The organism is Marinomonas sp. 63XJN7_7_ISO-PGPR-S23-202, from assembly GCF_056173505.1.
The window spans coordinates 22,691-47,243 of the sequence record NZ_CM149677.1; the positions used below are offsets into that span (position 1 = coordinate 22,691).

The 24,553-nt window shown below is 44.3% G+C and carries 23 protein-coding genes; 17 read left to right on the forward strand and 6 right to left on the reverse strand.

Annotation, left to right across the window (positions count from 1 at the left end):
* Positions 1-17: 17 nt before the first annotated feature.
* On the forward strand, positions 18-917 hold the full coding sequence (locus AC0VYG_RS00115) for a LysR substrate-binding domain-containing protein (RefSeq protein ID WP_475430341.1): 900 nt from the start codon (positions 18-20) through the stop codon (positions 915-917).
* A 9-nt stretch (positions 918-926) separates the two neighbouring features.
* Here AC0VYG_RS00115 and AC0VYG_RS00120 read toward each other — a convergent pair whose 3' ends face one another.
* On the reverse strand, positions 927-1,538 hold the full coding sequence (locus AC0VYG_RS00120; protein WP_475430342.1) for a TetR/AcrR family transcriptional regulator: 612 nt from the start codon (positions 1,536-1,538) through the stop codon (positions 927-929).
* Positions 1,539-1,697: 159 nt separating this feature from the next.
* Here AC0VYG_RS00120 and fabF point away from each other — a divergent pair, with 159 nt between their 5' ends.
* Positions 1,698-2,972 (forward strand): beta-ketoacyl-ACP synthase II, encoded by a 1,275-nt coding sequence (fabF, locus tag AC0VYG_RS00125; protein WP_475430343.1) that lies wholly within the window; start codon positions 1,698-1,700, stop codon positions 2,970-2,972.
* A 388-nt stretch (positions 2,973-3,360) separates the two neighbouring features.
* Positions 3,361-4,851, forward strand: coding sequence for a glycosyltransferase family 39 protein (locus tag AC0VYG_RS00130; RefSeq protein ID WP_475430344.1), 1,491 nt, complete (start codon positions 3,361-3,363; stop codon positions 4,849-4,851).
* 52 nt (positions 4,852-4,903) lie between these two features.
* Here AC0VYG_RS00130 and AC0VYG_RS00135 read toward each other — a convergent pair whose 3' ends face one another.
* From AC0VYG_RS00135 to AC0VYG_RS00145, 3 genes are all read right to left on the reverse strand, one after another.
* Entirely contained in the window at positions 4,904-6,223 is a 1,320-nt protein-coding gene (locus AC0VYG_RS00135; protein ID WP_475430345.1) for a TRAP transporter large permease, read from the reverse strand.
* A complete protein-coding gene (locus AC0VYG_RS00140; RefSeq protein ID WP_475430346.1) occupies positions 6,223-6,774 on the reverse strand; it encodes a TRAP transporter small permease subunit in 552 nt (183 codons plus the stop codon). The genes AC0VYG_RS00135 and AC0VYG_RS00140 overlap by 1 nt, the downstream gene beginning before the upstream one ends.
* A gap of 162 nt (positions 6,775-6,936) precedes the next feature.
* Positions 6,937-7,971, reverse strand: coding sequence for a TRAP transporter substrate-binding protein (locus tag AC0VYG_RS00145; RefSeq protein WP_475430347.1), 1,035 nt, complete (start codon positions 7,969-7,971; stop codon positions 6,937-6,939).
* 659 nt (positions 7,972-8,630) lie between these two features.
* On the opposite strand from AC0VYG_RS00145, the gene AC0VYG_RS00150 reads away from it, so the two are divergent.
* The gene (locus AC0VYG_RS00150; RefSeq protein WP_067011842.1) at positions 8,631-9,575 is read left to right on the forward strand and encodes a LysR family transcriptional regulator; all 945 of its coding nucleotides are present in this window, start codon (positions 8,631-8,633) and stop codon (positions 9,573-9,575) included.
* An 18-nt stretch (positions 9,576-9,593) separates the two neighbouring features.
* Here the strand turns inward: AC0VYG_RS00150 and AC0VYG_RS00155 are convergent, their stop codons facing one another.
* Positions 9,594-10,316, reverse strand: a complete 723-nt coding sequence (locus AC0VYG_RS00155; RefSeq protein WP_067011844.1) for an FCD domain-containing protein — start codon at positions 10,314-10,316, stop codon at positions 9,594-9,596.
* A 203-nt stretch (positions 10,317-10,519) separates the two neighbouring features.
* On the opposite strand from AC0VYG_RS00155, the gene manD reads away from it, so the two are divergent.
* The 12 genes from manD (at position 10,520) to AC0VYG_RS00215 (ending at position 23,273) form a co-directional block, all read left to right on the forward strand.
* Positions 10,520-11,731 (forward strand): D-mannonate dehydratase ManD, encoded by a 1,212-nt coding sequence (manD, locus tag AC0VYG_RS00160; protein ID WP_067011846.1) that lies wholly within the window; start codon positions 10,520-10,522, stop codon positions 11,729-11,731.
* 6 nt (positions 11,732-11,737) lie between these two features.
* Positions 11,738-12,760, forward strand: a complete 1,023-nt coding sequence (locus tag AC0VYG_RS00165) for a Zn-dependent oxidoreductase (RefSeq protein WP_475430348.1) — start codon at positions 11,738-11,740, stop codon at positions 12,758-12,760.
* A gap of 79 nt (positions 12,761-12,839) precedes the next feature.
* Positions 12,840-13,805, forward strand: a complete 966-nt coding sequence (locus tag AC0VYG_RS00170) for a C4-dicarboxylate TRAP transporter substrate-binding protein (RefSeq protein WP_475430349.1) — start codon at positions 12,840-12,842, stop codon at positions 13,803-13,805.
* Between the two features lie 49 nt (positions 13,806-13,854).
* Positions 13,855-14,355: a TRAP transporter small permease gene (locus AC0VYG_RS00175; protein ID WP_475430350.1), complete on the forward strand. Its 501-nt coding sequence runs from the start codon at positions 13,855-13,857 to the stop codon at positions 14,353-14,355.
* A 1-nt stretch (position 14,356) separates the two neighbouring features.
* A complete protein-coding gene (locus AC0VYG_RS00180) occupies positions 14,357-15,637 on the forward strand; it encodes a TRAP transporter large permease (RefSeq protein ID WP_067340466.1) in 1,281 nt (426 codons plus the stop codon).
* Between the two features lie 3 nt (positions 15,638-15,640).
* Positions 15,641-16,690, forward strand: a complete 1,050-nt coding sequence (locus AC0VYG_RS00185; RefSeq protein ID WP_475430351.1) for an Ldh family oxidoreductase — start codon at positions 15,641-15,643, stop codon at positions 16,688-16,690.
* A gap of 131 nt (positions 16,691-16,821) precedes the next feature.
* The gene (locus tag AC0VYG_RS00190) at positions 16,822-17,778 is read left to right on the forward strand and encodes a TRAP transporter substrate-binding protein (protein WP_067011859.1); all 957 of its coding nucleotides are present in this window, start codon (positions 16,822-16,824) and stop codon (positions 17,776-17,778) included.
* A 99-nt stretch (positions 17,779-17,877) separates the two neighbouring features.
* Positions 17,878-18,381 carry a TRAP transporter small permease gene (locus tag AC0VYG_RS00195; RefSeq protein WP_067011861.1) on the forward strand — a complete coding sequence of 168 codons (504 nt, stop codon included), beginning with the start codon at positions 17,878-17,880 and terminating at the stop codon, positions 18,379-18,381.
* A complete protein-coding gene (locus AC0VYG_RS00200; RefSeq protein WP_067011863.1) occupies positions 18,381-19,655 on the forward strand; it encodes a TRAP transporter large permease in 1,275 nt (424 codons plus the stop codon). The genes AC0VYG_RS00195 and AC0VYG_RS00200 overlap by 1 nt, the downstream gene beginning before the upstream one ends.
* Before the next feature lie 13 nt (positions 19,656-19,668).
* A complete protein-coding gene (locus AC0VYG_RS00205; RefSeq protein ID WP_475430352.1) occupies positions 19,669-21,117 on the forward strand; it encodes a mannitol dehydrogenase family protein in 1,449 nt (482 codons plus the stop codon).
* Positions 21,118-21,168: 51 nt separating this feature from the next.
* Positions 21,169-22,365 (forward strand): mannonate dehydratase, encoded by a 1,197-nt coding sequence (gene uxuA / locus AC0VYG_RS00210; protein ID WP_475430353.1) that lies wholly within the window; start codon positions 21,169-21,171, stop codon positions 22,363-22,365.
* Positions 22,362-23,273, forward strand: a complete 912-nt coding sequence (locus tag AC0VYG_RS00215; RefSeq protein WP_475430354.1) for a sugar kinase — start codon at positions 22,362-22,364, stop codon at positions 23,271-23,273. Before uxuA ends, AC0VYG_RS00215 begins: the two co-directional genes overlap by 4 nt.
* Positions 23,274-23,279: 6 nt before the next feature.
* Here AC0VYG_RS00215 and AC0VYG_RS00220 read toward each other — a convergent pair whose 3' ends face one another.
* Entirely contained in the window at positions 23,280-24,224 is a 945-nt protein-coding gene (locus tag AC0VYG_RS00220) for a LysR substrate-binding domain-containing protein (protein WP_475430355.1), read from the reverse strand.
* Positions 24,225-24,356: 132 nt separating this feature from the next.
* Between AC0VYG_RS00220 and AC0VYG_RS00225 the strand changes: the two genes are divergently transcribed.
* Positions 24,357-24,548 carry a hypothetical protein gene (locus AC0VYG_RS00225; protein WP_199475710.1) on the forward strand — a complete coding sequence of 64 codons (192 nt, stop codon included), beginning with the start codon at positions 24,357-24,359 and terminating at the stop codon, positions 24,546-24,548.
* The last annotated feature ends 5 nt before the right edge of the window (positions 24,549-24,553 follow it).

Sequence of the window (24,553 nt, forward strand, 5' to 3'; positions counted from 1 at the left end):
TAAGGTGAGAATGCTTTATGCGTAAAGTGACGTTAGATTTAGAAGCGCTACGAAGTTTTGTCTTAGGGGTGGAGTTGGGGAACTTTGCTGAAGCGGCGAAGCGTTTAAACCGTTCTACGTCTGCCGTCAGCGCTCACTTAAAAAAATTAGAAATGCAGCTTGAGCAACCCATCGTCAAACGTTCAGGGCGGAGTTTAATATTGCTTCCGGCTGGCGAAGAACTACTTTCCTATGCGAAACGTTTACTCGCTGTGAATGATGATGCGGTAATGGCATTACGACAACCCAAAGTATCTGGTGTTGTTCGAATAGGGCTACAAGAAGACTTTGGTGAACGGTTTTTGACCGATATGCTCGCGCAATTTAATCGGACGAATCCCGAAGTGGTTTTGGATGTTCAAGTTTCTCGTAATGGAAAACTGATGGAAAGGTTTCTACAGGGAGAGCTAGATTTGGTTTTATGCTGGCAAAGTCTTGACGCTAATAATATCGAAACAAAAAGTGTGCTGAAAAAGGCTGAGGTAATTGGGCAATTTCCGATGCAATGGATTGGTGTGCCTGAGGCGCTTGCCGATCCGCAAATCCCACTACCTTTAGTACTATTTGAAAGTCCCTGTTTACTGCGTGAGGCGGCGATAAAGGCGTTAGACGCAAGAGAAATTCCATGGCGAGTTGCGATCTCTAGTCATAGTTTATCGGGGGTATGGGCTGCAACGGAAGCGGGCTTAGGCATGACAGTTCGTACTCCTGCCGGCCGCCCTGCTTCCTTGGTGGTTCTAGAGAAAGAATGGTTGCCAAAGTTGCCAGATCTGATGCTGTGTCTTATACAAGCAGACACATTGAATACCGCCGCTCAGAGTTTGAGAGAAACTGTCCTTGCTAAACTTAAGCAGGCTTTCCCACACTGGGTTTATTAGGGTAAATTGTCAGCCTTTCACTATGTCGCTGTCGTCTTCTTTTTGGAAGCCGCTATTGAGGCGATTGACGATGCGCTCTTGAGCGCGTTTTAAAAAGTCATTTTGCAGTGGTTGGGTAAACGATCGCGCAATCGCAACGGTACCCACCAGTGATACCACGGTTTCCTCGGCCAGTGTTTCAGCGTCTTGGCTGCCGCGCTTTTTGAGAATGCCAGCAAGGCGCTCAACAAGACTATCGAAACAGGCTTGATAGGCTTGGCGCACCTTTTCTTCCGTGTGAGCAGCATCAGTAACAAGAAACTCCAGTGGTGATGGATGCTCCTTGTCATTTCGGCTCCAGCTAAGATAGCGGGTGACCATGGCTTTTAGATGAGTTTCTTTGCCTTCGGTTTGTTTGTCATCCCGAGCCCAAAAAGCGTGTGAAGCAGCAAATTGCATGGCCGCTTCATAAAGGCTGCTCTTGCCAGAAAAATGTGCGTAAAAAGCGCCATGGGTCATGTTGGCTTGTTTCATGATTTGATGCAGTGTGACGCGATCAAATCCGTGGGCGCAAAACAGTTTTGCCGCCGATTGGAGAATTCTCTGTCGTGTCTTTTCTTTATGCTTTGGACTGTATGGCATATTTAGTCTCCTAAATATTATCTTGATCATATATAACGCTACTTTAGCATGAAGACTTTCTTCTCGTCGAAATCATTTGCGAGATTGTTATTTGTTTTCTTTGATATTCATCACGACAAAATGAATATCAATATGTGTATTTATTGCTAAGAGGTCATTATGTCGATTAAAGAGCGTATTGTCATTACTGGAATGGGGATCGTCTCTCCTTTAGGCTTAGGCGTTAGCGCCGTTTGGGATCGTTTAATTAAGGGAGAATCAGGTATTCGTCCTTTACCAGTTGAAATGGTCGAAAACTTAGGGACAAAAATCGCGGGTCAGGTACCAAGCCATACAGAGCAAGAAAATGGCTTGAATGAAGATGATTACATGACGCCCAAAGAACGCAAACGTATCGATTTGTTTACTCTGTATGCTTTAGCCGCTGCAGAAGAAGCACTAAAACAGGCTAACTGGTTTCCTGAAACAGATGAAGAAAAAGAATCGACGGCAACCGTCATCGGTACTGGAATCGGCGGTTTACCTGCGCTAACCAATGCCCACAATATTTTAAATGAGCAAGGTGCCCGTCGTCTTTCACCTTTCACAGTACCCAGTTTCTTAGCAAATTTAGCCGCAGGTAATGTCTCCATCAAATATGGCTTTAAAGGCCCATTGGGGGCTCCTGTGACAGCCTGTGCCGCTGGTGTGCAAGCCATCGGTGATGCGGTGCGTATGATTCTGACTGGCGAAGCGACAGTCGCACTCGCTGGTGGTGCCGAGGGCTGTATCGATCCTTTGTCCATCGGCGGATTTGGTGCCCTAAAAGCCTTATCAACACGAAATGATGCACCAGCAGAAGCGTCTCGTCCGTTCGATAAAGATCGCGAAGGCTTTGTTATGGGGGAAGGTTCTGGGTTGATTGTAATCGAAACCTTAGAGCATGCTTTGGCTCGTGGGGCCAAACCTTTGGTTGAGATTGTTGGCTACGGTACCAGTGGTGATGCTTATCATCTAACTTCCGGCCCTGAAGATGGTGATGGTGCGGCTCGTGCGATGAAAGCGGCGATTAAGATGGCGGGCATTGATGTGTCGCAAATTGGCTATGTTAATGCCCACGCCACTTCAACACCAGTGGGAGATCGTGGTGAAGTCAATGCATTGCGTAGTGTGTTTGGCGACTATGTAACCAAGGTTGCTATTTCTTCCACCAAGTCTGCGACTGGACATTTGCTAGGAGCGGCTGGTGGTATTGAAAGTATTTTTAGTGCCCAAGCCATTATGACCTCCATGTTGCCTCCTACCTTGAATATGCATCATGCTGACGAGGGTATGGAAGATTTGGATTTTGTACCGCTTGTGGCGCGCCAAAAAGAGGTGGAGTACGTGTTATCTAATGGCTTTGGCTTCGGTGGTGTCAACGCGGCTTTGTTATTGAAGCGTTATACGGCTTAACGTTATCTTTCGTACTTAATATATTGATTGTAAGTGAGTATTTACTTTTTATTTTATTATACGAGAGAAAATTCCATTTCATCAAACTTTAAAAAAGACGATCCAATGGGGTCGTCTTTTTTGCTATTTGATATTTTTTTGATGCATTATTGCAAGGAAATGTCCCAAATATCTTCTATGTAGCAAAGAAAAGCTATTTTTCTCCTGGTATCTTTTTTCTCTCTTAATTAATGATTATATTGCACCAACCACTGGTCAAATTCTAAGACCCGAACACCGTTATCCATCATGATAATACGTGGATATGGCATGGTAATGATATCGAGATCCTTTGTTTTACCGTATTTAGTCATGATGGTATGACTAACTCTTTAGGGAAGATTTCTTTATGCGTTTCTCCACTGTGTATTTTCCCTCGTCCACTTCTGCTACCACAAAGGTATATGCCTATCGAGCGGCGTGTGTTTGGTGTTTTATCTACGCCACGGCCTGGGCGTTGGCGTCTTTTTCACTGGATCCAGCGGTCCCCTATGATGCCATAGAGGCATTAAACTGGGCTGTGAATAATGAATGGGGTAGTCCAAAAAATCCTTGGATGATCGGGGCTTTTTTCAAGCCGTTATACAGCTTGCATTCGGCTTCACTGTCGGCTTTTTATTGGTACGCTAGCCATTTCTTTGTTACTGGCATTGGTATGCTAGGCTGCTATTGTCTTGCTTATAAGTTGACGGATTCTCGGCCGTTGGCTTGGCTTGCTATGCTGACGTTGAATTTATCGACTGTGATTAACGTCGATGTGATTCCATATAACGATAACTTCCTGCTATTTGGCTCTTGGCCTTGGATCGGATTGCTGTTTATTAAGGCCGTGTATGACTCACCTAAGTGGTGGGTATTATTAGGGGTTCTGCTCGGTCTGGCGACCATGTCAAAATACACCTCTATTTGTCTTGTGGGCATGATCTTTTTCTTTGCCCTTATCGTTCCTTCGGTGCGCCGTTGCTGGCAAAGCCCCTACTTCTACATTGGTGTCGTATGCTTTTTAGCGCTCGTGTTACCAAATGTTGTCTGGTTGATCGATCACAACTTTGCCACCGTTAAGTGGGTTGGCAGTGAAATGTCTCCCCATTTGAGTATGGACAACTGGTTACCTTTTTTATCTGTTTTTTATCCTTTGCTGTTTGTCGCAGCATTATTAGGACGAAAAATGGGTCACTTGACTTGGCGTGTTCCTGAAAAAGTGTACCTGAGTGCGGGGATTTTGTTAGCGCCTTTAGCCGTGATTATGGGATGGTTTAGCTTTCATCAAGGGGATCGTTTAACGGAATGGTTACAGCCCTTTTTTATGTCGGCACCAGCGGTTTTAGTCGGCTTTCTTTCAAAAGACGTTGGGCGGCATCTACGTCGCCCTTTTAATACTTTAATGGCCTTCGCGCTGATTCTGATTTCGGGTTATATCTTGGTGATGTCTTTGAACATAAAAAATGCCGGTAAGCATTTTAGTGGTATCAAAACCTTTAGTGATGAAGCGATTACTTTTTGGGAATTGAATACAGAAAAGCCATTAACACTGGTGGGCGGCGCGAAATTAGCCCAGTGGTTAACGTTTTATATTGGTTCTCACCCTCAAGTAACGAATAAATGGAATGAGAAGGCACAAGATAGTATTTATAACCCCCATATTAGCGCTCAAGCGATCGAACGTCAGGGGGTACTCGTGTTAGGCAAGCTGGGTGAAGGGTGCCAAAAGGGAGCCTTCTCAGACTTTACCAATGAATGGAAGGGCTTTAAACCCACGATCCAAGAAGAGGTCATCTTTCAGCCATCTCCGAAAAAAACCGCCCAGCGCGTCTGTTTAGGTATTGTTAGCCCCAACTAGGGGCTGTCGTAGCGTGGCGTTTTTATCCGTAAAAATGCCACGCTAGCAAAGGTTAGCTCATCAATTTATTTGGTAGCCAAGTCACGAGCTCTGGCATCAACATCACAATGATAAGCACCAAGAGTTTGATTAGAACAAACGGCGTGATGGATTTGTAGATATCCAGCATGGTAATTCCCGGAGGGGCAATGCCTTTTAAATAGAACAAGGCGAAGCCATAAGGTGGGGTTTGTACGGCAATCTCAATGTTTAAAATCATCAAGATACCAAACCAAATGGGATCGTAGCCGAGAGACACCGCAATAGGGGTGAAGATAGGTGCACACATCAAAACGATGATAAATTCATCGATAATGAACCCCAGCAGCAACATAATCACTTGAAACATCATGATGACGACAATGGGCGGCCAACCTAAATTCTGAGTAAAGCCTGCCACCATGCTTTGTACCCCCATCAATAAATGGAAGTTACTGAACACGGAAGCGCCAAAGATGATCCACATGGCGACACTGACCAACAGTGCCGCTTGCATGCCCGCCTTTTGTACCATGCGAGGTTTAAAACGTTTAAAGAGGATGGCTAAAATCATCGCCCCGACGACGCCAATTGCACCGGACTCTGTTGGTGTGGCGATCCCCATAATAATGCTACCCAATACGGCAATAATCAGCAGCAAAGACAACAAGCCATCACGGGCAGTAAGGAATTTTTCTTTTGGCGTGGGTGGGTTGTCAGGGGCAACATCTAGTGGGGCACGTTGCGGATTTAATTTACATGAGATCACCACATAAGCGATTAATAGGACGATGGTGATCAACGCAGGAATCAGGGCACCGATGAACATGCGCCCTACTGAGTTCTGTGTGGATGAAGCAAACATGATCATGGGGATGCTGGGAGGAATCAAAATCCCTAAGCCGCCGCCCGCCATAATGACGCCAAGGGCTAAACGTTTGTCATAACCTCGGTCCAGCATGGGTTTCAGCGCAATACTGCCGGAGGTCATAATGCCCGCCCCAATAATGCCGACCATTGCGCCAATCATCGAGCAGACAACAATGACACTGATGGCTAACGAACCTCGAACCCGGCCAATTAGCATCTGACTGGCGTTGAACATCGCATCGCCAATGCCTGAACGGGTGAGCAGTTGCCCCATATAAATGTATAAAGGAATGGCAAGCAAGATAAAGCTGAAATAGGTGTCTTCCAGTGTGGTTGGAATAACGTTAAAAAGAGCCTCCCCCCAAGTTGCATAGCCGATGCCCATGGCAATACCGCCTAAGGCTAGGCCAACGGGGGCCCCTAAAGCGAATGCGGCGATAACACAGACAAAGAGTATGCCAGTTAACACTTCGATACTGATCATTAGGCGTGTTCCTCGGTATGGCGGATGTTCTCGGGAAGCAGTTGTTTGCCGGTCAACAAGTGGTAACACTCTTCTAGCCAGTCGCTAACGAGTTGTAAGGCCAGTAGTCCACTGGCGACGGACATCATGAGCCAGTAATGGTGCATGTGTGGTGCCCATTCACTTTGACGACGGTAGTTAAACTTCAGCGCCTCTTCGAATTTGCCAATGCTCATTTTGCAAACCAATAAGACAAAGAAGAGCGCCAATATAAAAGAGACCATATTGAATAGACTGCGCATACGTGGCGATACTTTGTTATATAAAATGTCGACGTTAATATGAGCCCGTTGTTGCTGCACATAAGCACCGCCAAGGGCGGCTATGTAGCCAAAAAGGAATAAAGCGGTATCGTGGGCCCAGACGGTTGGATGGCTGAGTACATAGCGGCAAAAGACTTCAAACGCGACGACAAATGCCAAAATGGGCATTAAATAGGAAACAGATTTTCCGATGAAAGCCACCAATGCGTGGACTTCTAGGCAGTAATACCTAATCGCAGTCATTATCATGGTTTTATACCTGTTAGGTTGAGCGCTTTGCCCTGCCACTACATGACGAATGGCAGGCCGTTATCAACATAGTTAGATCGGGGTGGAACGAAAAAAGCGAAAGGCAGCCATTGTTTACCCTCAAATCAATGGCTGCCTGCTTGATAAAGTGAGTGAACCTAATTAGTCATTAGCTTGATCTTTACGCAGAATATCGATCAGCTCTTTGCTGTACTCATCTTGGGCTGCGTATTCGTCCATCAGTTTGGCTCCCGCTGCTTTCCAAGCGGCTTTATCGGCAGCACTTGGTTCAGGGCTCCATTGCAAGCCTTTGGCTTCCATATCGGCAACCGCTTGAGATTCCCATAAACGAGACTTCGTCATTTGTTCTTGGGCGTGAACGGCCGTTGCTGCTTTGACAATGGCTTTGAGGTCCGTTGGCAACTTATTCCAGGCACTTTGGTTGACGATGATCGGTAAGACTTGAGCGCCAGCAAGCGGCAATGGGTACATGTATTTTGCCACTTCAACGTGGTTGCCATCACGGTGGTCAATCATGTTTGAGCCGATAGAGCCGTCAATCACGCCAGTGGAAAGACTGGTATAGATCTCAGACCAAGCTAGAGACACAGGAGAAGCTCCTAAGTTACGGAGGAATTTACCGTAAGCCCCTGGCGCACGGATTTTCAAGCCTTTGAAATCGGCAACAGAGTTAATTGGCTTTTTAGTGATGACGTACACTGCAGGCTGAATGTAAGGATCAAGCCAAACTAGGCCTTGCTCGCCATAGGCTTTTTTCAGAATGGGTGCCCAGCCTTTTTCGTAGAACAACGTGCTTAGATCGCCCACATCATTGGTGCCACCAGGCAGACCGATTTCGACGATACCGGCAGGCAGTTCCCCTGCATTGAGTGACTGGAATGGTGCCCCCATGGTGATGAGGCCAGTTTTCACTGCACCAAAAATGCCGGAAGAGCCGACACCTTCGCCAGAGTAAAGCACTTGTACTTTAATTCGGCCATTCGACATCACTTCGATGTTTTTTGCCAAATCTTCGTAGACGGCGCCAAAAGCGGTGCCTCGGCTGTATAGGTTGGCAAAACGCCAGTTGTACTCAGCGGCATGAACGGCGCTTGAAGCGATTGCTCCGACGCCAAGAGCGACGGCGAGAGAGCTTGCTACTAGGTGCTGTTTTAGTTTTTTTACGGTCTTAAGCATGAAGTGACTTCCTTATTATTGGATTTTGCAAAGAAATGTGACAAAAATATAACATCTCGTCCTTATTTCGATGTTTTCAAAAACCATTAAAAGGTTAAATCGTGCCTTATCCACCTAAAGTTTTGTTTTCACCAAACAAAGTAAAACTATAAAAAATACAAATAAATCAAATAAATGGCGTTACTTTTTATGCACTATCTTGGATAAAAACAGATCCAATATGGTGCAAAATTAGTTGAAAGATCGACTTTTAATCAATATCAATATAATGACAATAAATTGACAAATATGACTGATTTTATACAGTAAAAATGCGGTATCAGTTTACTGCTTGCCAGCACTTGTACAGCAAAATCAAGCAAGAAATGTAAAGGTAACAATCATCAATGCACTCTATTAGTGCTTCCCTTCCTCTGGTAACCATCTTATTGAAAGTGGCTTTGCTATATATCACAGCCTTTGCTTGCTGATTGGTCTGGGTGTGTTTGTGTTGTCTTATTTAGTACTGCTTATTATCTGTATCCATTTGTGGTGATATTTGTCTGCTATTCGTCTTCATGCTATCCCCTTTCTATCAAGGCTTCTGGTAGACTTTGCTGTGGATTGCACTAAGAAAATAATGACTTACAAAAAGTGCGATATCGCTATCAGGGGGAGCCATGAGCACAAAGAATTATTCGTTGGGTCAGGTTGGTGACTACGAAATCAAGCAATTAAAGGTATTTAAAACCGTGGTGGATTGCGGTGGTTTTTCGGCGGCAGAAACCGCCCTTAACATTGGCCGTTCAACCATCAGTTTGCATATTTCAAATTTAGAGTCCCGCCTGAACCTAGTACTTTGTAAGCGTGGTCGAGGCGGTTTTTCCCTAACGGAAGAAGGCGTCATTATTTACCAAATGACGGAACAATTATTGGAGTCGCTGGACGCCTTTCGTACCACAGTGAATAACCTGAATGCCAGTTTGACTGGACAGTTGCGCATTGCCTTATCGGATAAAGTGAGTTTGGATTCGCGCAGCCGCTTCCCTGAGCTGATTCGCGCTTTTTCCCAAGCGGCACCAGAAGTATTTATTACCACGAATGTGGCGTCTATGACGAATATCGAAAGGATGATTCTCAATGATGAGGCGGATGTGGGTTTTATTCCCTATCATCGTAAGCTAGATGGCTTGGACTACATCCATTTATACAGCGACAACTGCTTTGTGTATGCGGCAAAAGATCATCCGCTCGTGGCTATGTCGAAGAAAAAGCAAGAACAAGAGATAGACCATTTCCCCGCTTCCCACGCAGGCTTGAAGCATCATGAACAAGCCAGCGAACAAATATCCCATGTGAAATTGGCGGCTATCAGTTATTTTTATGACAGCCGTTTAGCCTTGATTTTATCAGGTCGTTATATTGGCTTTTTGCCCGAGTTGTACGCCAAACCATATGTGGACGCTGGGCAGATTGTCGCCGTTGCGACCCAGACACGTCACTACAACCTGGGGGTCGCCGTGACGACTAAAAAAACCGCCCAACCTAATAAACCGCGCGAATTGTTTATTAATCAAATTCGTAGTGTCTTCGATCTCGAACAGATAGACGAAGCACCTTACTGATCAGAGATCCCGTACGAATTAATGCTGTGGATTGGCAAATAAATACCCATCAAAATTGGGAGCATCTGTATCAGATAGTTCAAACAAGGTTTGTTTCACGTTCTCTAAATGTTGCCACATAGCCTGTCTTGCACCCTCTGCATTGCGTTTTCTGAGTTGATCAAATACTTGCTGATGATCATCCAACCATTTGCCATGGTATGACGAATCTTTTATACGCTCATGCAGCTGTTGCCACATGGAGTTTTCATCCCGCATATCCCACAAGCGGGTAGCGGTATCCAGCAATAAGGTGTTTTGCGTTGCTTTGGCAATTAAAAGATGGAAATCTCGGTCTGCCGCATTGGCTTTTTCGACTGAGTTAAGCTCCGAGCTTTCTAAATCCAATGTTACCTGTAGTGCGTTCAAGTCTGCTTTGGTAATGGAGTGTGCGGCACAGGCTGCAATGGAGCTTTCCAGTACTTGTCTGGCTTGCAGTAACTCAAAGGGACCCACATCCGAGATTTTACTGCTTTGCTGGTTGGATATCTGGCTTTTTAAATAGCTGCCAGAGCCTTTTTTTACCTCAATTAGCTTTTCTATCTCCAGCATAATGAAGGCTTCCCTTACTAGGGTTCTGCTCACACCAAACAGTTCTGCGTAGATGCGCTCTGTCGGCAGTTTATCCCCTACTTTTAGTTTGGATTTTATGATTTCCAATTTTATTTTTTCGCCGATCTCTCTATAAAGTCGTTCTGCCATAGTACTGTCTTTTGTTTAGTTTTTTGGTATGCCAATTTTCTAATTTTGTTAATAAAATCAATAAGCCTACAAAATATCAAATGCTTATTGATTATATTGGTATGCCAAATTTGAATTTTGGTCTTGTTTTTTGCTTTTTATTCCGTTAAGTTTAGTGCAATTTCTTGTTTTGGTATACCAAAAAAAATAATCAGGTACCTTTTATGAAGATTTGTTCTGCAAAAGTGATTGTAACCTGCCCTGGTCGTAATCTGGTTACTATAAAAATTGAGACGGACGAGGGCGTATACGGAATCGGTGATGCGACGTTAAATGGCCGTGAAAAGTCCGTCGTTGCTTACCTTGAAGATCATGTCATTCCTACCCTTATTGGCAAAGATCCCCATCGTATAGAAGATATCTGGCAATACTTATATAGAGGCGCTTATTGGCGCCGTGGCCCTGTTGGGATGACATCTATCGCGGCCGTTGATGTGGCCTTATGGGATATTAAAGCCAAAGTGGCTGGTATGCCACTGTACCAACTACTCGGTGGGAAAAGTCGCGATAAAGTCATGGTGTATGGGCACGCGACAGGGCTAGATATTGATTCTTGTCTTGAAGAAGTCCAAAAGCATGTTGATAGAGGTTACAAAGCAGTACGAGTTCAATGCGGGATTCCTGGTATACCAACCACCTATGGTGTATCGAAAACCCCTGGTCAGCCATATGAACCAGCGGACTCTTCCTTACCTGCCGAACATGTTTGGTCGACTGAGAAATACCTAAATCACGTCCCTTCTTTATTTGCCGCCGTTCGCAAAGAATTTGGTGAGGATCTACATATTCTTCATGATGTTCATCATCGCCTGACGCCAATTCAAGCAGGCCGATTAGGTAAAGACGTCGAGCCTTATCACCTATTCTGGCTAGAAGACTGTACACCAGTAGAAAATCAGTCTTCTTATGAATGGATTCGTCAGCATACGACTACGCCATTGGCGATCGGCGAGGTATTTAACAGCCTGTCCGACTGTCAGGAGCTGATCCAAAGGCAATTGATCGATTATCTTCGAGCTACCATTAGTCACGCGGGTGGTATCACCAATGTGCGTCGTATTGCCGATTTTGCCGCTAATTTTCATGTCAAAACTGGTTTTCATGGTGCGACGGATTTGTCGCCGATCACGATGGGGGCCGCATTGCACTTTGATTCTTGGGTGCCAAATTTTGGTATTCAAGAGCACATGCCCCACACAGAAGAAACCGATCTTGTATTTCCGCATGCCTATCAATTTAACGACGGCTTCTTTACGCCTGGGGAAGTGCCGGGCCACGGCGTTGATATTGATGAAGTGTTAGCAGCGAAATATCCCTATCAACCTGCTTATCTTCCGGTAAATCGCTTGGAAGATGGCACCATCTGGAATTGGTAACCGATTATGAAAGCTTTCCAAGTTGCAAACGTTAATGACTATGCACTGATCGATATAGATAGACCTGTCGTTGAAGCGGGAGAAGTGTTAATCAAAACCTCTTTTGCTGGGATCTGTGGGTCTGATCTCCATATCATTCATGGACAGAACCCCTTTGTGCAGTTTCCTCGCATTACGGGTCATGAGTTTTCCGGTGTCGTAGCGGCGGTAGGAGACGGCGTTGACCATGTATCGGTTGGTGATCATGTCTGTGTCGATCCGGTTATTGGTTGCGGGAAATGTTATGCCTGTCGAGCTGGCCGTTCGAATGTGTGCGCTAACTTACAAGTATTTGGCGTACACTGTAATGGTGGTTTTGGTGAGTTTACCAGTGCCCCTGCCAGCAATGTTATAAAGCTGCCTGACAATGTGAGCCTTGAACAGGCTGCATTAGTGGAGCCTTACTCTATTGCTGCGAATGTGCTCTCTCGTATGGCGCCCATTCCTGGGGATACCTTACTGGTCTATGGTGCAGGAGTGATCGGTTTGACTATCGTGCAAGTGGCTAAGGCCATGGGCATTGAGCGCATTATTGTCACTGACATTGTTGAGGAGCGATTAGCCGCCGCCAAGTCCTTGGGCGCGACTGACACCATTAACAGCAAAGAGCAAAAGGTAGAGGACTGTATCCAAGAATGGATGAACGGAGAAGGTGTACCTTTGATTGCTGATGCGGCTTGCATCCCCGCCTTATTGCCTGAAATTCTGCGCATTGCTTGCCCTGCAGGCCGTGTTGGCTTGTTAGGTTTTAGTGCGACGCCGAGTGATCTGGCACAAATTGAAGTGATTAAAAAAGAGCTAACCATTGTGGGCTCTCGTCTGAATAACAAACGTTTTCCTTATGTGCTGGAAATGATTTCAACTGGCCGTTTGGATCCACTCGCGCTTATTAGCCACCGCATCTCATTAGACAGTATCTCTGAAGGGATTCAGCTAATGGAAAACCACCCTGAACTGACTCGCAAAGTGCTTGTGGAGATGAGCGAGTGATTAATTAATTTTTGCACGAGAAGTTCATAACGAGACCGCATGTCTCATGAAATAAAAATAAAAAACAACGGAGACGATTATGACGATCAAAAGAACATGGTTAATAGCATCTGTATCACTTATTAGCTTGTCGGCACATGCTGCCTCGTACACGCTAAATATGAGTACGGTGTTGGCACCAAACAACCCGCTAACAAAAGGACTGTATTATTTTAAAAAACAAGTAGAGTCTGCCTCCCATGGCGATATTAAGATTAACGTTTTCCCAAGTGGCTCTCTTGGAGGAACAGGTGACTTAATTGAGCAAGCTAGAGCGGGCTCTAATGTCTCTATGATGGCGGATCCATCACGTTTACAGAATTATGTTAATGATTTTGGCGTGTTGGCCAGCCCTTATATTTTTGACTCTTTAAAGCAAGCTCAAAAATACTATAGATCAGATGCTTTCAAAAAATTAGAAGCGAAATTACAAAAAAAAGGTGGGTTAGATATTCTTTCTGCGAACTGGTTTCAGGGAACCAGAATGTTAATTACAAAAAAACCGGTATCAACACCTGCTGATGTAAAAGGTATGCGTATTAGAGCGGCAGATTCAAAGATTGGTATTAAAACCGTTGAAGTGCTAGGAGGGACAGCAACACCTATGCCGTGGAACGAAGTCTATACCGCATTACAGCAAAAAGTAATTGATGGTGTAGAAGTTCATCCTGCCGCATTTTATGATTCTAAGCTATATGAAGTCGCTAAATATATTCAACCAACAGATCATGCATATTTAATGACATATCTTGTTGTAGGAGATCATTGGCTAAAATCTTTGCCCGAAAAATATCAAAAATTACTAAAAGAAAAAGCATTTGATGCAGGCAATTTGGTGACTAATGAAATTATTAAAAATGAGAAGCATTATATTCAAGAGTCTGTTAAGCATGGAATGATCTTTCACCCAGTTGATATCAATAAATTTAAAGAAAATAGCAAAGGATTATTTAAAGAATTAGGGCTGGAGTCGGAATATAAAAAAGTAGAAGCAAGCTTAAAATGATAAACCTAAAAATGGTAGTTCATTATTAAATTGAGCTTTAGGAGCTTTTATGTTTAATAAAATAAGCCGATATATTTATCGCCTAGAAGTTGTTTTGTCTCAGATTGTTTTATCATTAATTGTTGCACTTGTATTTTGCTCCGCTGTATCAAGAAGTTTGGGGTATCCAATAATTTGGTCTATTGAAATTGCCAAAATACTCTTCATGCTTATTTGTTTTTTATGTGTCGATATAACGCTAAAGAAAAAACAACATATTGGGATAACATACCTTGTCGAAAAACTAAGCGAAAAGACACAAAACATCATTCAATTATTAGTACTTATACTGATGTTAGGCTTTACCCTCTTTTCTATTAGTAGAGGTATGGAGTTGATTCAAGTGTATAGGTTTAGGATGTTTAATGCGACTGGCATTCCATACAGATATGTGATGCCGATTATTCCAATCTCCATGTTCTTGATGTCTATTACCATCATGGCTCAAATAGAAAGCTGTATAAAAAAAATAGGATGCTATAAATTTAAAGAAGAAAAGGCAGAGGTATAAGATGTTAACATTAAGCATAGTGTTTTTTGTCTTAATTCTCATAGGTATGCCCGTCTCTTTTTCAATTTTAATATCATCAGCTGTCTATTTTTACTTTATTGGTGAGTTACCATTTACTATTTTTTATCAAAAAATAGCCTCGCCTACGCAGAATTTTGCGTTACTGGCGGTGCCGTTATTTATTCTAGTTGGTAACATTATGAATGAAACGGGCATTGCTGCCCGCCTTTTTCATTTTACTCGCTATGTTGTGGGCTGGATGTCGGGTGGTTTAGCGCAAATATCTATCTTTATGAGTGCCATCCTTGGAGGTGTCTCTGGGTCTGCTGTGGCTGATGCTTCCATGCAAAGTCGATTGATTGGACCAGAGATGGCGCGTAAAGGCTATCCTGTTCCTTATTCTGCTAATGTGATTGCCTTTAGCTCTCTTATTACCGGTCTATTTCCTCCTAGCATTAGCTTGATTCTATTTGGTTTTGTCGGAAATGTATCAATCGGTAAGCTTTTTCTAGCGGGCATCATCCCTGGATTACTACTAACGGTTATGCAGATGATGCTAAGTTGGTGGATTGCAAAACGTTATAAAATACAACCTGAACTACCGGGATTGCCTAAGTTCAAAGAGGTATCTCATAGCGCGAAAATCAATATTTGGGCGTTGTTATTCCCTGTTTTTTTACTATTTGTTATTCGACTTGGCCTTTTTACTCCTAGTGAAGCCGGTGCTTTTATCGTAGTTTATGCATTGATTGTGGGGCGCTGGGTTTACAAAGAGTTATCTTTTGATGGTCTGAAAAAGGCGTTAAAAAACTCGGCCGTCGACTTAGGCATGGTGATGTTCTTGATAATGGCTGCTGGGGCATTAGGGTATGCCATCATATTAGAGCAACTACCTGTCGCAGCAGGAGATTTCATTTCAAGGATCACTACCAACCATTATTTGATATTAGCCTTGTGTTTATTGCTCGTATTATTTTTCGGAATGATTCTAGATGGTTCGGTTTGTATACTCCTATTGACTCCAATTATCTTACCTGTTTTGACCTCAATTGGTTACGACCCTGTACATGTTGGCATAATTATGACAACAACCATTCTCATCGGAGCAAACACGCCTCCTGTTGGTATCTGTATGTTTACCGTATGCAGTTTGTTGAAGTGTAAAACGGAAGATTTTTTCAAATCCTCACTGCCATTTATTATGACCTTCATATTGTTTTTAATTATTTTAACTTTGTTTCCTGAGATATCTTTGATGCTGCCTTCTACTTTAATGGAGTAAGAAATGAACTTTACCTATTTTAATCGTAATGAATTGAAAACATTAGGAACCAAACTATTAACTCAATATGGAATGCCTGAAGAAAGAGCCAATATTACCACTGAACTATTAATTCAAAGTGATGAATTAGGTTTTACGACACATGGCTTATCGTTAATTCCCTATTATATTCCAGAGTTACAGGCGGGGAAGATGCAAGAAGCCGATGACGTTGTCATCGTTAACGATACTGGCTCGACATTTGTCTGGAATGCACAATACCTTCCAGGGATCTGGATGATGAATAAGGCAATGGATGAAGCGTTTTCGCGTATAAAAGAGTATGGGGTTGTTACCGCTTCGATTAATCGGGCACATCACATTGGTTGTTTATCCACTTATGTTAAGTTAGCGGCGGATAAGGACTTGATTTGTATTGTTTCAACATCCGATCCTGCTGGGAAACTTGTAGCACCATTTGGTGGGCTTGATCCAGTGTTAACGCCCAACCCTTGGGCGATTGGTTATCCGACAAGTGAAGATCCAGTGATTATTGATACCGTTACTTCTATTTGTACCTTTTCTAAAGTCCGTGAACATTTAAATACTGGCCTGCCTATGCCCTACCCAATGCTGCAAGATAAAAAAGGCAATGAATCAACGGATGCAACCGTTATCAATGATGGAGGCGCAATACTTCCTATTGGTGGCGCAGATTATGGGCACAGAGGTTATTGTTTCAGCATGATGGTAGAGATGCTGACGCAAGGCCTTTCAGGGCATGGCCGAGCAGATGATGTATCGCGGTGGGGTGGGAATGTTTATATCCAGCTGATTGATCCAGAAGCTTTTGCTGGCTTAGCAGCCTTTAAGCAACAGATGGATAAATTGACAGAGCTCTGTCTTGCTTCTCGTCCTAAAGACGACACGAGTCCTGTGCGAGTACCCGGGCAGTTTGGCCTTGATTGCGCTAAACAGTCTAAGGTTCATGGCGTTCGATTAAATGATGAGACGTTAAACCGTTTGCTGAAATCCGCACAAGAGGCAGGAATTGAGTTTCCTAAGCCACACTAATCAGCGTTTAAGTTCCACCCAAAAGGCCTTTTTGGGTGGCTCTATTGATTACGCAAGGCAAATGACCAGTGGGTAAAGAGGTGATGAGTAAATATCCCATCCATTTAAAAATAAAAAATTGGAGCTAGAAAATGATAAAACCAATCTTAAAAGCGGCCTTAATGTCATCTGTTTTGTTGGCGGGCTTTTCTCAAGCGGCGGATTTCACATTGAAATTTGGCTACCCAGTTAATAACCAAAACATTTGGGGGAAAGCGGCGATTAAGTTCAAACAAGTCGCCGAGCAAGAATCACATGGGCGTATCAAAGTAAAACTTTATCCTAATGAGCAGTTGGGTAAAGAAATGGATGTGATCAATAGCATTCAACTGGGTACGGCGGATATGACCATCACCGGGGAATCCTTACAAAACTGGGCACCTAAAGCCGCGTTACTGGCCGTTCCCTATGCTATTACCAGTTCTAAACAGATGAAACAGGTGGTCGATGGCGAAGTAGGTAAAGAAATCAAGCAACAAATTGAACAGCGTACTGGTCTTAAGCCGATTGCTTGGTTTGAACGTGGTCCTCGCTACCTTACCTCAAACCGCAAAATCATTGAACCGAGCGACTTAGATGGCTTGAAACTTCGAGTACCGAACGTACCTTTGTTTGTGAAGGTATGGCAAAAATTGGGGGCAAAACCAATACCTATGGCATTCAGCGAGGTGTTTACAGCACTTCAGCAACACACGATTGATGCGCAAGAAAACCCTCTGAGCTTGATTAACAGTGCGAGTTTTTATGAGGTGCAAAAATACGTCGACCTAACGGGCCATGTGCGTAGCTGGATCTATGTGGTTATTGGCCAAGATAAGTTTAACAGCATGCCGAAGGATCTGCAGGCGGTGGTGTTAGATGCGGCGAAAAAGATGCAAAACTACGAGCATAGTATGTTTGCCTCTGATGAAGCCAATTTAAGAAAGACCCTTGAAAAACATGGAATGATCTTTGTGAAATCGGATGTGGCAGCTTTTAAAGCCAAGGCGAAAGAAGCAGTAAAAGAGTCTTTAACACCTGAGCAACTTGCACTTTATAACAAAATCTAACCTCAAAAAGTGGTGTCCCTATTACCTGAGTAATGGGGGCTTTTTGTGGGGAAAGTGCGTGACATTGTTGGTAATCATTCGACGTTGAGAATAAGGCTTATGAAGCTTGTGCAAGGGTTAAGGTGGCTGGTCAGAATAACGGATTGGGTTTTTGCAACACTTGCTGTGTCTGCTTTATTGGGCATAGTGGTGGTCGTGATTATTCAAGTCGTATCACGTTTTATGCTTCCTTCCTCTCCTATTTGGACAGAAGAGCTGTCTCGCTATCTGTTTCTTTATCTAATTGTGTTTAGTTCGGGGTTGGTGATTCGACATAATCGCCATGTTCGTTTAGAGCTGTTCCATTGGGCGTTGCCCCCTGCATGGCATAAAGCTTATCAGATTTTTTGCCATGTTCTGATCGGCGGTTTTGCCTATTATATTTTACCGTTTGCCTTGAAGTACGTGATGATAGGTCGCTGGCAAACCTCCCCTACTCTAGAAATCCCTATGTCGTGGATCTTTATGTCTGTGTACGTGTTTTTCTGTGTAACCGTCTTTTACAGTGTGGTCTGCGCACTATTTTTGCTGCTTGATCGCGATAACCAAGGAGCAGAGTCATAATGGATACATTCGTTCTTTTTGCTGTGTTCTTTTCTTTATTATTGATTGGTGTGCCCATCGTTTTTTGCTTGGGTATCTCTTCATTGAGTTACTTAATGCTGGCTGGGATTTCGCTGACCATCGTTCCTCAGCGTTTGTATGCGGGAATGGATTCCTTTGTATTGCTGTGTATTCCCGGTTTTATCCTGGCGGGGAATTTAATGAATGTGGGGAATATAACGGACTATATTATTCGCTTTAGTAATGCCTTGTTGGGCCATATTCGTGGCGGTTTAGGCTTGGCCAACGTGGGTGGTTCGATGATCTTTGGTGGCATCTCTGGAACTGCTGTGGCTGATACCGCCAGTATTGGTGCCGTGATGATTCCGGGGATGACACGCAGCGGTTATGACAAATCCTTCGCGGCGGCTGTAACGGCGGCTTCTTCGACGGTTGGACCGATCATTCCTCCTAGTGTGCCAATGATCATTGTTGGTTCTTTAAGCGGTATATCGGTTGGCAAAATGTTTCTCGCAGGTGTTGTCCCAGGCTTTTTATTGGGGCTTGCGATGATGATAACGGCCTACATTATCGCCGTGAAACGTCAGTACCCCCGTGAGAAAAAAGCGACCTTTCGTGAGGTTCTGTCTGTTGGTAAAGGGGCTTTTTGGGCTCTATTGATGACCTTTATCATCCTCTATGGGATTATCGGCGGACTCTTTACGCCAACTGAAGCCTCAATCATGGCCAGTTTGTATGCCTTTGTCGTTGGTATGTTTGTTTATAAGGGCATTACTTGGAAAAACCTGCCTAAGTTGCTTGTAGATACGGCCATGAGCTCGGCAAGCTTGTTGCTTTTAGTTGGCATGGCCAATTTGTTTGGCTGGATTTTGACCAGTGAGCAGCTTCCACAAATGTTGGCCAATGCCATCTTTGATATCAGCAAAAACCCTTATGTCGTTATTCTCATTATCAATATTGTGCTTCTGATAGTGGGCGGCTTTATGGAAACCATTGCAGCGTTGATCATTCTCTTTCCTGCCTTGTTAAAAGTTGCGGAAGGGGTTGGAATGGACCCTATTCACTTCGGTGTGATGGCCGTACTGAACTTGATTATTGGCCTGACGACACCACCCGTTGGTGTGTGTCTCTTTGTTGCCGCTGGCATTGGTGAATTGCCCATGACCAAAGTGGTGAAAGCCATTTGGCCTTTTCTAATCTGTAACCTAATTGTTTTACTGCTTGTGTCTTATATCCCTGCAGTGTCTTTATGGTTGCCGTCACTCATTCATTAAGAGCGCTTTTACTATGCAAATTAATACGATTTCGAGTTCTCTTGATCCATCAAAACATCAAGTAGGCATTGTCCATATTGGGCTTGGGGCATTTCATCGCGCCCATCAAGCGGTGTATGGAGAGCAAGTATTGGCATTACACGGTGGTGATTGGATGATTGCCAGTGCGAATATTCGCTCCAATTATCAGCTGGTGGAGCAACTGAACAAAGCGAATAATCAATACCAAGTGATTGAATACGCTGACAGCCAACATCTTACCATCCGTTCCATTAAAGCGATAAAACAGACGCTGTTTAGTGGCACGAAGGAAGGCGGCCTCGACCTGATCAATACTCTGGTGGCACCACATATCAAGATAGTGACGTTAACGGTGACGGAAAAAGGCTACTACTTAGCACCGTCAACTGGAGCATTGCTAGTGGACAACCCGGATATTCAGCATGATATTGCTTCACCCGATACTCCAAAAACCGCTTTAGGCTTTATCGTGGTGGCGTTAAAGCTACGTCGTGAGAAAGGCATGCCGCCGTTTACCGTCTTATCTTGCGATAATATGCCCCATAACGGTAAGCGAACCAAAAATGCGGTGGTGGCCTTGGCGCATGCTCAGAATCCAGCCTTAGCGCAATGGATTGAGAGCCATGTGGCGTTTCCAAGTTCGATGGTCGATCGCATTGTGCCAGCGGTCACGCCAGAAGACTTAGCCGACATTGAACGGGACACTGGCATTAGAGAACCAACGGTGGTGAAGTGTGAGCAATTTAGCCAATGGGTAGTAGAAGACCACTTTCCTGCTGGCCGACCTAAATGGGAAGACGTTGGTGTAGAAATGGTCGATGATGTTGCCCAGTATGAAATGATGAAGTTACGCATGCTCAACGGTAGTCATTCATTGCTGGCTTATCTTGGCTCTCTAGCTGGCTATAAAACCGTGGCACAAGCTATGCAGGACGAGGCGATTGGTCGCTTGCTTGAGGGCTTTATGCTTAAGGAAGTGGCGCCGACGCTGTCCGGTTTCCCTGAATCTGTGTTGACCGATTATTATCAGCGGCTAATTGCTCGTTTCAAAAATGACAGTCTGCAACATCAGCTAATTCAAATCGCGATGGATGGCAGTCAAAAGCTGCCTCAGCGCTGGTTAGGCACGCTTGTCGAACAGCGGGGGTTATTTCATAAAACCTCCGCCATCGAGCTTGGCATTGCCGGTTGGATGGCATTTATCTACTTAGCGGAAAAAGCTCAACGATCCATCAATGATCCGTTAGAAAGTGACCTATTTGACATTATGAAACAGCCCGACGCTACCGCATATGAGTTAGTGACTGCGTGCTTATCGCGTGACGATATTTTTCCAGTTGAGATTCGTTCCGATAGCGACTGTGTGAGTCGAGTGGTTCATTATTTTAGCGCACTGATCAACAAAACGCGTGTTCAAGAACTTATCCATTCAAGCTATTAAAAGTATTTGACTAATTGCTGGAATGTCTCAATAAAAACAAGAGAGTTTACTATGGAACATACATGGCGCTGGTTTGGGGAGCAGGATCCCATCTCATTACAGGATATTCGACAAGCGGGTGTAACTGGCATTGTCACTGCATTGCACCATATTCCTAATGGGGAAGTGTGGCCTACTGAGGTTATCCAAAAGGTTAAAAACACGATTGAACAGGCCGGCATGCGCTGGTCTGTGGTTGAAAGTATTCCTGTGCATGAGGATATTAAACAACGCACTGGTCATTACCAAACCTACATTCAGAATTATGCCCAGAGTATCCAAAACTTGGCGGAGTGTGGTGTAACCACGGTGTGCTATAACTTTATGCCCGTCTTGGATTGGACACGTACTGATTTAACCTATGCCCTACCAGATGGCTCCCGCGCGCTGCGTTTTGATCAAACTGCTTTTGCCGCGTTTGACCTATTTATCTTGCAGCGACCTGGTAGCGAAAACACCTATACGGACGTGGAAATACACGCCGCCAAGCAGTATGTTGAGCAATTAACGCAACAGCAAAAGGACGTTTTAATTGGCACTATCCTAGCGGGCTTACCTGGGGCAGAAGAAAGCTATACTTTGGACAACTTCCGCGAGGCCTTAGACGCTTACGATGGCATTGATAAAGCCACATTAAGAGAAAATTTTGGCCTCTTTTTAGATGAAATTGTCCCCATTGCCGAACTCTGTGGTGTGCATTTGGCGGTTCATCCGGATGACCCACCGCGCCCTTTGTTTGGGTTGCCGCGCATTGTGTCGACAAAAGACGATATTGAATGGTTGATTCAACGGGTGCCTTCCATGACCAATGGTTTAACCTTTTGCACTGGGTCTTATGGCGTCCGTGAAGATAATGCATTATGTGAAATGGCCACTAGTTTCGCTGAGCGGATTTACTTTACCCACCTACGTTCCACGCAACGAGAAGACACTTGGGGCAGCTTCCATGAAGCGGCCCATTTAGAAGGCAACGCTGATATTGCGGATGTGATGCTGGTGTTGTTAAAAGAGGAGCAACGTCGTCGATCATTGGGATTGCATCACCCTATTCCCTTACGCCCTGACCACGGTCATCAAATCATGGACGATTTACGTCGAGAATCGAAGCCTGGGTATTCTGCGTTAGGTCGAATGAAGGGCTTGGCAGAAATTCGCGGTGTGGAGTTCGCGTTAAAGCGATATGTTTTGCAAGAGGAAAACACACAATGACACATTGTTCTGTGGTCTGCATTGGTGAATGCATGGTGGAACTGATGGCATCGGATCAGCCTGACCAATTAAAAAAAGGCTTCGCTGGGGACACTTTCAATACAGCTTACTATTTGAAGCATATTTTAGGTACAGGTGAACGTGTTAGTTATATGACCGCTGTCGGTAAGGATGCGTTGAGTCAGGAACTTGTGCAAACCTTAGAAAATGCGGGCCTTGATACACAATACATCCGTCAGATGGATGATCGCACTGTGGGGCTTTATTTAGTCGAAAACGATGTCCACGGGGAGCGCTATTTTACCTATTGGCGTTCACAATCGGCGGCGAAAAGCCTGTTCCAAGGGCAAGAGGGTCATCGTTTGTTAGCGTCGTTAGAATCCTTCTCAACGGTTTATCTATCGGGTATTTCGTTGGCGATCTTACCACCTAATGATCGAGCGTTGTTAATCGATACGTTGAAAGAACAGGGTCGTCAGGTGATTTTTGATCCGAATTATCGCCCCGCTTTATGGGAATCAAAACGCGACGCATTAGCAAGCTTCCAAGCCCTAGCGAAAACGGGAGCGATTGTCATGACGACCCTAGAAGACGAAGAGGCACTGCAGGACCTAAATAGCGCCGATACGGTGACGGCTTTCTGGTTAGCACAGGGAGCTGGTGATGTGATTGTCAAAATGGGGGCAAAAGGTTGTTTTATTGCGTCAGAGAAAACGCTCGTGCCTGCCTTACCAGGTATTACACCGATTGATACCACTGGGGCTGGAGATTCATTCAATGGTGGCTATATCGCAGGGCTTCTTCAGGGGGCTAGCCCTAAAGAAGCGGCTCTTAAAGCGCATACTATAGCGGCGCAAGTGATCCAGCAGCGTGGCGCGATTATTCCGTCAGATCTATTCACTGACTAAACTGCATTAGGGCCAAGGCAGAGCTTGATGGGGGTGTTCCGCCGAGGGCTTTTTATTTTTTCGTTCGGTTTCTAGGAGCGTCCAATCAACAAAGGCTTCAATGCGTGCTTTTTTCGGGGAGCTTTTTGCGTAGGTGGCGTAGAACTCTATTGGTTGATTAATGGCTTTAGGAAAGGCCTCTACCAATGTCCCTTCTTGTAATTCTTCTTCTACTAAAAAGCGTGGGCATAGGAACACTCCGTGCCCTGCTTTCACTGCACTGATGCCCATGTACCAAGAGTTCACTTCGGCCCAAGGAATATTGCCTGTACGTATCGGACATATTGACTGCTCAGCAAACCACACCTTCCATTGATAGGCTGGGTCATCAACTTGAATCATCCAGCATTTCAATAGGTCTGATGCATGATAAAAACCAATTCGAGCTTCTAATAAGGGCGAACAGACAGGAATTACCTCTGAAGATAATAAGCGTTGTTGAACAATGTCTTCTTTGTCGTTGGTTAGCTTGTTATCAATAATGACGTCTATTTTACCGGAGTGAATGTCTTCTCGTTCATCGGATGAAAAGAGCTTTACTGTAATTTCTTGGTGCAGATCCGAGAAACGCCATAATCTGGGCATCAACCATAAGGATACGAAACTCTGTAGTCCTGATACTTCCAAAATCCCTTCTAAGGGTTCGAGTTTGACACTGTCTAATCCTTTTTGAATATGATCAAACGCTTGAGTCAGGTGGGATGACAAGTGTTGCCCTTGGCGTGTTAAGCGCATTTCTCGCCCATGACGATAAAACAACGGTACTCCCAAATAGTCTTCCAATAAGCGAATTTGTTGGCTGACGGCGGCTTGGGAAACGTGGAGTTGCTGGGCTGCCTTGGTATAACTCAAGGTTTGACTGGCAATACAGAAATAATGTGTGGCTTTGAGATGGGAGACTCGTGTGTTCATGGGTGGCGTCCATGTGGGGTGGTCGAAAACAGCATTATATAAGATTTTCTAATGTATATCGTAAGAATACAACGTTCGTTTTTTATGCATTTCTTTTTAATAATACAAGCCTACAGACAAGGAGAGAAGGCTATGTGGACATTATTGTTATGGTTAAACCAAAAAATAATCAAATGGTATAAAGACCAAAAGAAAAAAAGACAGGATAAGGAAATCTATCGTAAAGAGCAGAATATACAGCAGTCATCTCGTCATCTACCGGATTTTGTTAAACGAGATATGGGGTTACCTCCTTATAATTCGAATCGTCACGACCTTCCCTAAGAGCT

What these genes read in the sequence shown, in the direction of transcription:
- AC0VYG_RS00155 (WP_067011844.1), bottom strand. Translation starts at nt 10,316, where the DNA reads ATGGCAGAACGACTTTATAGAGAGATCGGCGAAAAAATAAAATTGGAA.
- uxuA (WP_475430353.1), top strand. Translation starts at nt 21,169, where the DNA reads ATGGAACATACATGGCGCTGGTTTGGGGAGCAGGATCCCATCTCATTA.
- AC0VYG_RS00120 (WP_475430342.1), bottom strand. Translation starts at nt 1,538, where the DNA reads ATGCCATACAGTCCAAAGCATAAAGAAAAGACACGACAGAGAATTCTC.
- AC0VYG_RS00180 (WP_067340466.1), top strand. Translation starts at nt 14,357, where the DNA reads ATGTTAACATTAAGCATAGTGTTTTTTGTCTTAATTCTCATAGGTATG.
- AC0VYG_RS00205 (WP_475430352.1), top strand. Translation starts at nt 19,669, where the DNA reads ATGCAAATTAATACGATTTCGAGTTCTCTTGATCCATCAAAACATCAA.
- AC0VYG_RS00150 (WP_067011842.1), top strand. Translation starts at nt 8,631, where the DNA reads ATGAGCACAAAGAATTATTCGTTGGGTCAGGTTGGTGACTACGAAATC.
- AC0VYG_RS00195 (WP_067011861.1), top strand. Translation starts at nt 17,878, where the DNA reads ATGAAGCTTGTGCAAGGGTTAAGGTGGCTGGTCAGAATAACGGATTGG.
- AC0VYG_RS00220 (WP_475430355.1), bottom strand. Translation starts at nt 24,224, where the DNA reads ATGAACACACGAGTCTCCCATCTCAAAGCCACACATTATTTCTGTATT.
- manD (WP_067011846.1), top strand. Translation starts at nt 10,520, where the DNA reads ATGAAGATTTGTTCTGCAAAAGTGATTGTAACCTGCCCTGGTCGTAAT.
- AC0VYG_RS00200 (WP_067011863.1), top strand. Translation starts at nt 18,381, where the DNA reads ATGGATACATTCGTTCTTTTTGCTGTGTTCTTTTCTTTATTATTGATT.
- AC0VYG_RS00175 (WP_475430350.1), top strand. Translation starts at nt 13,855, where the DNA reads ATGTTTAATAAAATAAGCCGATATATTTATCGCCTAGAAGTTGTTTTG.
- AC0VYG_RS00185 (WP_475430351.1), top strand. Translation starts at nt 15,641, where the DNA reads ATGAACTTTACCTATTTTAATCGTAATGAATTGAAAACATTAGGAACC.
- AC0VYG_RS00165 (WP_475430348.1), top strand. Translation starts at nt 11,738, where the DNA reads ATGAAAGCTTTCCAAGTTGCAAACGTTAATGACTATGCACTGATCGAT.
- AC0VYG_RS00145 (WP_475430347.1), bottom strand. Translation starts at nt 7,971, where the DNA reads ATGCTTAAGACCGTAAAAAAACTAAAACAGCACCTAGTAGCAAGCTCT.
- AC0VYG_RS00115 (WP_475430341.1), top strand. Translation starts at nt 18, where the DNA reads ATGCGTAAAGTGACGTTAGATTTAGAAGCGCTACGAAGTTTTGTCTTA.
- AC0VYG_RS00140 (WP_475430346.1), bottom strand. Translation starts at nt 6,774, where the DNA reads ATGATAATGACTGCGATTAGGTATTACTGCCTAGAAGTCCACGCATTG.
- fabF (WP_475430343.1), top strand. Translation starts at nt 1,698, where the DNA reads ATGTCGATTAAAGAGCGTATTGTCATTACTGGAATGGGGATCGTCTCT.
- AC0VYG_RS00170 (WP_475430349.1), top strand. Translation starts at nt 12,840, where the DNA reads ATGACGATCAAAAGAACATGGTTAATAGCATCTGTATCACTTATTAGC.
- AC0VYG_RS00130 (WP_475430344.1), top strand. Translation starts at nt 3,361, where the DNA reads ATGCGTTTCTCCACTGTGTATTTTCCCTCGTCCACTTCTGCTACCACA.
- AC0VYG_RS00190 (WP_067011859.1), top strand. Translation starts at nt 16,822, where the DNA reads ATGATAAAACCAATCTTAAAAGCGGCCTTAATGTCATCTGTTTTGTTG.
- AC0VYG_RS00215 (WP_475430354.1), top strand. Translation starts at nt 22,362, where the DNA reads ATGACACATTGTTCTGTGGTCTGCATTGGTGAATGCATGGTGGAACTG.
- AC0VYG_RS00135 (WP_475430345.1), bottom strand. Translation starts at nt 6,223, where the DNA reads ATGATCAGTATCGAAGTGTTAACTGGCATACTCTTTGTCTGTGTTATC.
- AC0VYG_RS00225 (WP_199475710.1), top strand. Translation starts at nt 24,357, where the DNA reads ATGTGGACATTATTGTTATGGTTAAACCAAAAAATAATCAAATGGTAT.